8 protein-coding genes are annotated in these 7,839 nt (G+C 35.3%); 3 read left to right on the forward strand and 5 right to left on the reverse strand.

Translation table 11 applies throughout. The features are described 5' to 3' along the window. Nucleotides 1–54 precede the first annotated feature (54 nt). From AB1444_03675 to AB1444_03685, 3 genes are all read right to left on the reverse strand, one after another. The gene (locus tag AB1444_03675) at nt 55–2,040 is read right to left on the reverse strand and encodes a cation:proton antiporter (protein ID MEW6525751.1); all 1,986 of its coding nucleotides are present in this window, start codon (nt 2,038–2,040) and stop codon (nt 55–57) included. A 57-nt stretch (nt 2,041–2,097) separates the two neighbouring features. Further along, nucleotides 2,098–2,565 (reverse strand): GNAT family N-acetyltransferase, encoded by a 468-nt coding sequence (locus AB1444_03680; GenBank protein ID MEW6525752.1) that lies wholly within the window; start codon nt 2,563–2,565, stop codon nt 2,098–2,100. 146 nt (nt 2,566–2,711) lie between these two features. Further along, nucleotides 2,712–3,122, reverse strand: coding sequence for a hypothetical protein (locus tag AB1444_03685; protein ID MEW6525753.1), 411 nt, complete (start codon nt 3,120–3,122; stop codon nt 2,712–2,714). A 153-nt stretch (nt 3,123–3,275) separates the two neighbouring features. On the opposite strand from AB1444_03685, the gene AB1444_03690 reads away from it, so the two are divergent. From AB1444_03690 to tsaB, 3 genes are read left to right on the forward strand one after another with little or no spacing between them, the layout of a single operon-like run. After that, entirely contained in the window at nt 3,276–4,244 is a 969-nt protein-coding gene (locus AB1444_03690; GenBank protein MEW6525754.1) for an RluA family pseudouridine synthase, read from the forward strand. Next, nucleotides 4,237–4,665, forward strand: coding sequence for a tRNA (adenosine(37)-N6)-threonylcarbamoyltransferase complex ATPase subunit type 1 TsaE (tsaE, locus tag AB1444_03695; protein ID MEW6525755.1), 429 nt, complete (start codon nt 4,237–4,239; stop codon nt 4,663–4,665). The genes AB1444_03690 and tsaE overlap by 8 nt, the downstream gene beginning before the upstream one ends. Continuing rightward, nucleotides 4,646–5,344: a tRNA (adenosine(37)-N6)-threonylcarbamoyltransferase complex dimerization subunit type 1 TsaB gene (gene tsaB, locus AB1444_03700; protein MEW6525756.1), complete on the forward strand. Its 699-nt coding sequence runs from the start codon at nt 4,646–4,648 to the stop codon at nt 5,342–5,344. Before tsaE ends, tsaB begins: the two co-directional genes overlap by 20 nt. A 652-nt stretch (nt 5,345–5,996) precedes the next feature. On the opposite strand, the gene AB1444_03705 is transcribed toward tsaB, so the two are convergent. Together AB1444_03705 and AB1444_03710 are read right to left on the reverse strand one after the other, a co-directional pair. Further along, nucleotides 5,997–7,175, reverse strand: coding sequence for a DUF1577 domain-containing protein (locus AB1444_03705; protein ID MEW6525757.1), 1,179 nt, complete (start codon nt 7,173–7,175; stop codon nt 5,997–5,999). 162 nt (nt 7,176–7,337) lie between these two features. After that, nucleotides 7,338–7,529 carry a hypothetical protein gene (locus AB1444_03710; GenBank protein MEW6525758.1) on the reverse strand — a complete coding sequence of 64 codons (192 nt, stop codon included), beginning with the start codon at nt 7,527–7,529 and terminating at the stop codon, nt 7,338–7,340. Between the last annotated feature and the right edge of the window lie 310 nt (nt 7,530–7,839).

Genomic DNA, 7,839 nt, shown 5'->3' on the forward strand with positions numbered 1-7,839 from the left:
GTATTTTTTAATACACGCAATTTCTTTTCATAAGATTTTCATTAGAATACGGTATTACATCTCACAGCTTGTAGCATTATCACTCAAACGCAACTCCTTAACTGCTTTTGATATATCTTCACGCTTTCCAACAACATACAGTATATCATCACTTTCTATTTTATCATCAGCACCTGGATTGGTAATTATATCATTGTGGCGTTTAATGGCAACAACAGAAAATTTATAGAGCTTCCTGAATTGCATATGCCCTATAGTTTTACCAGCAACCGGCGAATGAGAACATACCCGTATTGCCTGCATATCAATTTCTGCAATGGGCAAATCTTTATATACGTCAACATGCAATTTCCTGAGCATTGCATATCCTTTAGCTCTAATTGACTCTATCATTGCTTCAATATCACCACGTGGCACACCATAGTAGTGCAATACCCGTGCAAAAATTTCAATGGATGTTTCATACTCTTCAGGAATTACTTCGTTAGCACCTAATTCTATTAATTCCTTCATATCACCTACAAAACGTGCACGCACAATAATATGTATATGCGGATTGATCTGCCGTGCTAATACTATAATTCTTTTTATTGCACTTCTATCGGCTATTGCTATCACCAGAACCCTGGCTGTTGGAATATTACAATAATGCAATAGGTCTTCCTGGGAAGCATCACCATAGATAATATTTTCACCTTCTTTTTTTTCTTTTTTTACTGTTTCAGGATTCATCTCAACAATAATGTATGGAATCTTTATACTTTTAGCAGCTGCTGCAACATTTCTGCCATTGATGCCATACCCTACAATAATAATATGGTTATGTAAGGCTTGAACTTTTTCTTCAGAATTATATGCAAATCCTTTTTGTAACTTTTCAGGGAATGGCAATTGCAAGAGCATGTCAACCAGTGCCGGAGAATATTTAATTAGATACGGTGTGATACCCATCGCAAAAATAGTTATTGAAAGAAACAACTGGTATTCTTCCTGTGACAACAATGCATACGATATCCCAATTTGAGCTAAAATGAAGGAAAACTCACCAATCTGTGGTAAAGCTAAACCAGTTAAAAAAGCTATCCGTAATGGATATCCAAGTGCAAGTACAACTGATACTATAATAATAATTTTTATAATAAGTATTAAAACTGAAAAATTAGCGATAGTTACTATATTAGAAACCACAATGATAGGATTAAGTAACATCCCTATTGAAATAAAGAAAAAACTGGTAAATAAATCCCTGAACGGCATCATTGAACTAAACGTCTGACCACTGTATTCGGAAGCAGCAATGATAATGCCTGCTAAAAATGCCCCCAACTCAACTGACATCCCCATTGAATACGTTGCTAAAGTGACAGCTAAGCATATCGTTACAATGGTAATAATAAACAATTCACGACTTCTTGTTTTAGCTATCTCAAATAACAACCTGGGAACCACATACCGCGCAAGAACAATAACAACAATAACAATTAAAGCACCTTTAACAATAAGTTTAAACATCTCAACAGGAATTGAATTCTTAGAAACGCCAGCCAATAAGGGAATAAATAACATTAACGGTACTATAGCAATATCCTGAACAATAAGAATTGCCAGTGATATCCTGCCATGCGGGCTTTCAGATAATGCTAATTCCTGAATTACCTTTAACACTACTGCTGTACTGCTCAATGAAACAATAAATCCAAAGAAAATAGCCTGTGAAAAAGAAGTCCACACGAGCATTATACCAGTAACAATAATAATTGTTAGGCTAACCTGCATTACACCCACAACTATTGCTCGTTTCAGTGATACAATTTCATCAAATGATAATTCCAATCCTATGGTGAAAAGCAGGGTTATAATACCTATCTCAGCTAACAGATGAACATCTTCAGTAGATTTAATAACTTGAAGTCCATACGGTCCCACAACAATACCAGTAATAAGCAATCCTATGATGGTAGGAATTTTCAAGCGATTGCATACATATATTACTGCAATTGATATTGAAAATATTATTAATATGTTTAAAAGAATGTTCATAGGTAATACTATGATAAGATTATATAATTGGATATTACATTCATAGAGATAGTAACGTTAGTATTGGAGCACTAATTGCATCTCATCGGTTGTTGATACAAAACCAGCTTTTTCATAGATACGTTTATCTTTTCCAATAGCATGGAGCAATATTCTTCCTGCTTTTCTTTCTTTAGCATGTTCAATTACTTTTTCCAGCAATTTTGATGCAACACCTTTTCCCCTATACTCAGGTTCGGTATAAACATTCATTATATATGCTTCAATACCATGAGGGTTTTCATATAATGGTGGTCTTTCTAAAAACTGAATACCGGTAGTAGCAATAATTGTATCATCTTTTAATGCGCAAAAAACTTTAAACTCACCCGTCTGAAATTTACGTATAAAGAAATCCCTTGTTAATGACCTCAATTTCCTGGTTCCATCTTCAGTTTCTAGCTTCCCCAATTCAAACAGCATCTTCATTCGTATGGTGACAATATCATCAATATCACTCAATGTAGCTTCACGAATTTCGTACATAAAAAAACCTCCACCATTACACAAATCTCAATATACTAACCATTCAAATAAGATTAATTTTTTCGTCAAATCATAAAGTATATTACATTCATTGTTTTGCACTTTCTTTTGTCACAAACAAGCACCCAAAAGAAAGCCAAAAAAAATCAATCATCTTTCGTCATGGCATATACCAGAAGGAGTTCTATAACTGCTATGATATCCCGTACTATCACTATCAGTAAAGCAAACCAGGTGGCACCTGATAATATAGTTGCTATTGTCAAACCTGCTGCAAAGGCAATGTGTACATCCATTATCATTACATGGATTGTAACATTAATGATGTTGCCAATATATAGCTTCAGTATATGTATGCTTAAGGCAATACCCACTATAATCCCAACCAGTGAAATTAACATTGGCGGATAAAAAAATATTGCTATATTCATCATATACAAGAGTTCAATGTAGTACCATATAGCCACAAATGCAGCTCCGTGATGAGGTTTATGTACTACATGATTCCATGTAGATAAAACTATAGTAATAAACGATTTATACAATACATCATTCACTCATTTGCCTCATGTAAAAATGGATTGACTAAACGTAGCAAAACATTTCCTCTTATTGCATCAATGGCATACATCCTACCCTGCTATAAGTGGAAATGAATGATGTCATGTTTGCATTATCTTTATAGCACTTCAGTATTTCAAGGCTTTTTTATGGTAAATGAAAACAATATAACACTAACAGTCCCCGAAGAATATGCTGGGACCCGCATTGATGTGTTTATTTACAATGCACTTGAAGAGGAACTATCGCGAAGCTTTATACAAAAACTATTAAAAAACAACCATATTACAATACACGGAATGCCTGTAAAACCAAATTACAGGGTAAAACCAGATCAACAAATACATATTCTCATCCCACAGCCTGAAAAATCAACCATTGAACCCGAGGATATACCCTTGCATATTTTGTATGAAGATAACGATATTGCCATACTCCATAAACCTGCAGGGATGGTAGTGCATCCTGGTGCCGGCAACACCCAGCACACATTGGTAAATGCTTTGCTATATCACTTTAAGGGCCTTTCTTCAATTGGTGGTGTTGAAAGACCAGGTATTGTCCACAGGCTTGATAAAGACACTGAAGGCCTTATGATCATAGCAAAAAATGATACTGCACACAATGTGCTTACAAAATCATTCCAGAGCAGAAATGTCATCAAAAAATATGAGGCGATAGTTACCGGAAAACCATCCATACCAACCCTTACAATCAACAAACCCATAGAACGCCATCCCAAATATGGCCATAAAATGACTGTACGTGATGATGGCAAAGAAGCCATAACTCATTATACACTTCGCCAAGTATGGCACACACCGCACGGTGTATTCTCACATCTGAACATACAGATATTTACAGGAAGAACACACCAGATAAGGGTTCATTTATCTTCGATAGGGCTTCCCATTGTTGGCGACAAGCTTTATTCCAAGAAATGGGAAAAATATAATGTCCCATTCATGTTGCTTGCTTCAACCTATTTAGCATTTGAACATCCAGTTACGGGGAAACTTCTACAATTTTCTATTGACTTACCACAGCACATGAAGGATTTTATAAAAAAGATTAACACGATGGCATTTGAACACATAAAAACAGAGCACTATGACTAAAACTACATACATAACACAATCACCAGAGGAAACATTAACATTAGGCATTGAACTGGGTAAAAATGCAAAACCTGGTAATATTTTTGCACTTATTGGCAATTTAGGAACAGGAAAAACTATCCTTGCTAAAGGCATTGCACAAGGCTTGGGGATAAAAGAAGAAATCACCAGCCCAACATTTACCTTGCTTGAAGTGTATGAATCAACATTGCCTTTATATCACTTTGACCTTTACCGAATATCTGATGATGCTGAGCTTGAAAACCTATTTTTTGAGGAATACTGGTTTGGTGATGGTGTTTCGGTTATTGAATGGGCTGACCGAGCCCTAAAACGACTTCCCCAGGACACATACATCATCACATTGGAATACATGGATACACAAAGGAGGAAAATTACCATTGAACATTCTGCTTCTTGATACAGCAACAAATATTGAAATTGTGGCACTGAGCTACAACGGTGTAGTAGCAGATAAAACCATGCAAACGCACCATTCACATTCAGTTACCCTATTTGACACTATTGACAGTGCATGCAAAGAGGTAAACACCACAATACACAGCATCCAGTGTATAGGCGTTGGCATTGGGCCCGGTTCATTCACTGGAATCAGAATAGCAGTTACCACTGCGCGCATGCTGGCACAGATTTTACAGGTACCGCTGGTAGGCATACCAACCCAGCTTCTTTTTGCATGTGCGATAGTTCCTAGTAATGCCCATTGCATCGTAGCATTTGATGCAAAGAAAGGAAGAGTCTTTGCTGCTCGTTATCATCTAATAAATAATTCCCTGCCGCAAGAGATATTGCCACCCGGTGATTACACTGTAGAGCAGCTTTTCAATGTGCAAAACAATCATGAAGTTATTGCAGTTGGCGATGGTAGTATAAAGTATCAGGAGCAAATGAAGCAGTTATGTAACGGTATACAATTTGTACCGGATTTTATCCCTGAAGCAGAAAGAATGATACAGCTTGTGGAATCACTATATACCCAAAATCCATCTCACCATACCGACTATCGTAATGTATTGCCCTATTATTCACGTAAATCAGATGCTGAAGTAATGAAGGAATTAAAAGAAAAAAATAATTAATAAAACACCCCTCTATCTTTTTCTGATACTATAACCTCATTGAGGGTGTCTTAAAAGACACCTCTTTGCAATGGCTTTGCACCCGCGTCATTGCGAGGAACGAAGTGACGAAGCAATCTTGTCTTCTGTGGCATTGAGATTGCTACCATTCGACAAGCTCAGGGCAGGTTCTACGCCCGCAATGACAGTGCGCTCACATCATTGCAAGCCCCGCAGTTTGTTTTACGACGGCTTAAAAAATCACCTCTCTTTCTTTTTCTGACGCAATAACCTTATTTTCCCCTTGCAGCAGCAAAGAGAATAATCCTTCTTATTCTGAAAATATTATCTTATTTCATCCTGTGGTAACAAGGAAAACGTCCCTATTTCTTTTTCTGACGCAATAACCTTATTTTCCCCTTGCGACAGCAAAGAGAATAATCCTTTTTATTCTGAAAATATTATCTTCTTTTATCCTGTGGTAACAAGGAAAACGTCCCTCTTTCTTTTTCTGACGCAATAACCTTATTTCCCCCTTGCGGCAGCAAAGAGAATAATCTTTTTTATTCTGAAAACATTATCTTCTTTCATCCTGTGGTAACAAGGAAAACGTCCCTCTTTCTTTTTCTGACGCCATAACCTTATTTTCCCCTTGCGGCAGCAAGGGGAAAAATCACACCTCTTTCTTTTTCTGACGCATTTCTTTTATGAGCCTGTTTCTGTACTCAATTTCCATTGGCTGGATAATTGAGTAAAAGCGCTTCATTTCGTCTTTACGGGAAGAATTACCAGCAAAATCTACTCCAATTATAAGGTTATCCTCTGAATCAATGTATGTATATCGTATGTCACCATATATAGTGATAGGAGCCTGAAGTTTAAAGACTATATCAAAGATAAAACCTTTAGATTTTAAGATATATTTCTTCAAATTATTATCAGTAATCTTTAACTTAGCTCCACCCCTACTAATATCCAGTATCTCCTGGTGGACAGCAATCATTAAAGTATTTGCATCACGTATTCTATCAACAAGCTTGAAGGCTAAATCTTGAATTTCAAGCACTTTATCCATTGAAAATAGTTTGTCTTTTGAAATGTACTGTATAAATGCAAATGGAATGAGCCGTTCATCATCTTCAATATATATGACAGGGGATATAATTATTGATTTATACCCACTATCTGTTAGTTTTTTTATATACTGCGATGTTTGTTCCTGGAAAACTTCTTTTATATCAATAAATGCATCATTAATTGGAGTAAATGTTGCAGGATTATTCAGATCTTCAATATATAACGTTGACCTTGTTTTTTTGATTTGTGCAAGTAATGTATCACGATCATCCAGAATATCAACTTTCACAATGTCAGCATTTTTTGAAATCTGGTTTTCAAATTGTTCAATAATGACTTTTATACCGGTAGGAATACTGTAATTTCGAATATCAATGGTATGCTTTGAAACCCTGAAATTAGTAGCAACAACTTTTTCAGGATTCATCTTAAACCTCAAATCCCGCCTTCCATGCGCAGCTTTCCGTGCACTCACCACTTTACATTTAAAATATCCAGGTCCTGTAACTTCAATGACATCACAATCTATCTCAATATATCTGTCCACCAACCCATATAGAATAATTTTATTGTCAATGGGAACATAGTCAGGGTCCGTTACGATCATTATTGTCCGTTCATCAATGAATTCATTAATTTCAACTGTAGATTTTTCAAGGGTAAATTTAATACCTAATCGTTTCTGGAATTGCTCATCTTTCAACAATTCCATGATATCATCTAATGTTGACAGTCCCTCAAAGGTTCGTTGTTTTCTTTGCTTTATATCTTTCAAATTCAGCCTCAATTTACAAAAAGCACTTTGAATATACTTTATTTTCTTATCGAAAAATTATTTTATTTCCTTCAGTATAAAACTGCAATTACTTTTTATATAAAAAAGAGGTGGTTACCCACCTCTTTACATTCAATTCTATGATAGGCAAATATTAATAACTTATTTCTTCTTTGCTGGCTTTTTTGCAGCTTTCTTCTTATTTGCTTCTGCTTTCTTTGCTGCTGCAATAGCTTTTGCCAATGCACCTAATTCTTTTTTTGCTGCATTGAGCTCGGCAGTCAATTTTTTGACTTTGTCTTTCTTTCGTGCTTCATCTGCCTGAAGCTGTTTTAATGACTTTTTCTGTTCCATCGATTACACCACCTCGATTTTAAAATTTTTCATGCATAGTGCATGTTAAAAAATATAAGCAATTAATCCTAATGATGAACATATAACATATATATTTTAATATTGCAACAAAAAAATGTTTTTGATATATGAAAATATAAAAAATTTTTAGCAATAATTCCTTAAAAAATTTCATAATGAATTGGGGCCGTCTCAAAACAAACTATGGGACGGCCTTTTTTTTTATTTTAAGTACTTGATACTGAAAAAAATTAAAAAATCCCATTTACTACTCATTTTCATGCAGGAATTTTCATCATATTATGGGCTA

It is taken from the genome of Spirochaetota bacterium (genome assembly GCA_040756435.1).
Lineage (GTDB): Bacteria > Spirochaetota > UBA4802 > UBA4802 > UB4802 > UBA4802.

Coding starts and splice junctions, on each gene's coding strand:
- AB1444_03675 (MEW6525751.1), bottom strand. CDS start 2,040: ATGAACATTCTTTTAAACATATTAATAATATTTTCAATATCAATTGCA.
- AB1444_03680 (MEW6525752.1), bottom strand. CDS start 2,565: ATGTACGAAATTCGTGAAGCTACATTGAGTGATATTGATGATATTGTC.
- AB1444_03690 (MEW6525754.1), top strand. CDS start 3,276: ATGGTAAATGAAAACAATATAACACTAACAGTCCCCGAAGAATATGCT.
- tsaE (MEW6525755.1), top strand. CDS start 4,237: ATGACTAAAACTACATACATAACACAATCACCAGAGGAAACATTAACA.
- AB1444_03710 (MEW6525758.1), bottom strand. CDS start 7,529: ATGGAACAGAAAAAGTCATTAAAACAGCTTCAGGCAGATGAAGCACGA.